2 protein-coding genes and 1 pseudogene are annotated in these 1,439 nt (G+C 65.8%); all 3 read right to left on the bottom strand.

Going from position 1 to position 1,439, the window contains the following annotated elements; translation table 11 throughout:
- Positions 1-84 precede the first annotated feature (84 nt).
- On the bottom strand, positions 85-849 hold the full coding sequence (gene cobM, locus EN932_RS36050) for a precorrin-4 C(11)-methyltransferase (RefSeq protein ID WP_024501374.1): 765 nt from the start codon (positions 847-849) through the stop codon (positions 85-87).
- Complete coding sequence (locus EN932_RS36045) at positions 846-1,232, bottom strand: cobalamin biosynthesis protein (protein WP_013531079.1); 387 nt, start codon at positions 1,230-1,232, stop codon at positions 846-848. Before EN932_RS36045 ends, cobM begins: the two co-directional genes overlap by 4 nt.
- Positions 1,229-1,439 (bottom strand): annotated as a pseudogene (locus EN932_RS36040) (cobalamin biosynthesis bifunctional protein CbiET); the annotation flags it as partial. The gene EN932_RS36045 and the pseudogene EN932_RS36040, both read right to left, overlap by 4 nt.

Genomic DNA, 1,439 nt, shown 5'->3' with positions numbered 1-1,439 from the left:
GCTCCAGTTGGCGCGGCTTGAAGTTCAGCCGGGACAAGGCTTTTTCGAGCGTGGCGTTTTCGCCGGTGTTTTTGGTGCTGCCGCTCACAATCCGTCCCGTCCGCGAAAACGCCGCTGATAATGGGCGTCGTATAATGAACTCTCGCCAAAACCTCGCGCCGCCAGCGAGCGGCCGACGAAGATGATCGCCGTGCGCTCCATCGGATCGGCGGCGAGCTGTGCCTCGATGGTCGCCAGCGTGCCGGTCAGCACGCGCTCGTCCGGCCAGGAAGCGCGGAAGACGACCGCCACCGGGCAATCGCCGCCATAGTGCGGCGTCAGTTCGGCGACGACGCGATCGATGGCGTGGATGGCCAGATGAATAGCGAGCGTGGCGCCGGTGCGGCCGAAGCCGGCCAGCGTCTCGCCGGGTGGCATTTTGGAGGCGCGCCCGGAAATGCGGGTCAGCACAAGGCTTTGCGCCACTTCGGGAATGGTCAGCTCGCGGCGCAATGCTGCGGCGGCAGCGGCGAAGGAGGGGACGCCCGGCGTCAGCGTATAAGGGATGCCGTGCTTTTCCAGCCGGCGGATCTGCTCGGCGACCGCGCTCCATACCGACAGGTCACCGGAATGCAGCCGGGCGACATCCTGGCCTGATTTGTGCGCCTCGAGATAGGCGGCCTCGATCTCGTCGAGCGACATCGGCGCGGTGTCGACCAGCTTTGTCCCCGGCGCGCAGTGCTGCAGCAATTCGGGCGCGACGATCGAGCCGGCATGCAGGCAAACCGGGCAGTTTGCCAAAAGCCTTGCGCCGCGCAGCGTGATGAGGTCGGCCGCACCTGGACCGGCGCCGATGAAATGAACGGTCATGGCGCATCTCCGCTGATGGCGATGGCGCAGGTGACCGGGCCGAGCACTGTGCGGGGGCCAAGCAGTTTTGCGCCTGTGCCGGCAACGGCGAGGGCGGACGCCTCGGAGACCGATGGTGTGCCGGCAACATCCTGCGAGAGATCGGAATGGCTGAGCGTATCCGACGAGGCAGCTTGAAGTGCTGAGTCGTCGACGACGATGACGGGAAGACTCAGCGTGCGGCCAGCGGCGGCGATCGCTTCTTCATCCTTCTTGAACGCGGCAGTCGCCAGTGCCGACAGCGCCGTCATCGCCAACCCATGCGCCTCCAGCGCCGTTTCGATCGCCGCAAGCACCTCTTCGACGCCCACGCCCTTTCGGCAGCCTATGCCTGCGACCATCATGGCTTCATCCAGCTCCATTGCGTCACTGGCATGGCCGGCCGCCAGGCCTGCATCGAGCCGACCGGCGAGGCCCGCGAGATGTTTATCCGCGTGAGATCGCCGCCGAGCTTCGTATGCTGGGCAAGAAGCAGGGCTTCCATCTCCAGCGTTACCGCGTTTGCCACGAGACGGCCGCCAGTGTGCAGGGCCTTGATGGCAGCTTTCAAG

This window comes from Mesorhizobium sp. M7A.F.Ca.US.002.01.1.1, assembly GCF_004022955.1.
Lineage (GTDB): Bacteria > Pseudomonadota > Alphaproteobacteria > Rhizobiales > Rhizobiaceae > Mesorhizobium > Mesorhizobium ciceri.
Note: the sequence above shows the minus strand (reverse complement) of the source record. Positions and strands in the feature narration are given on the sequence as shown.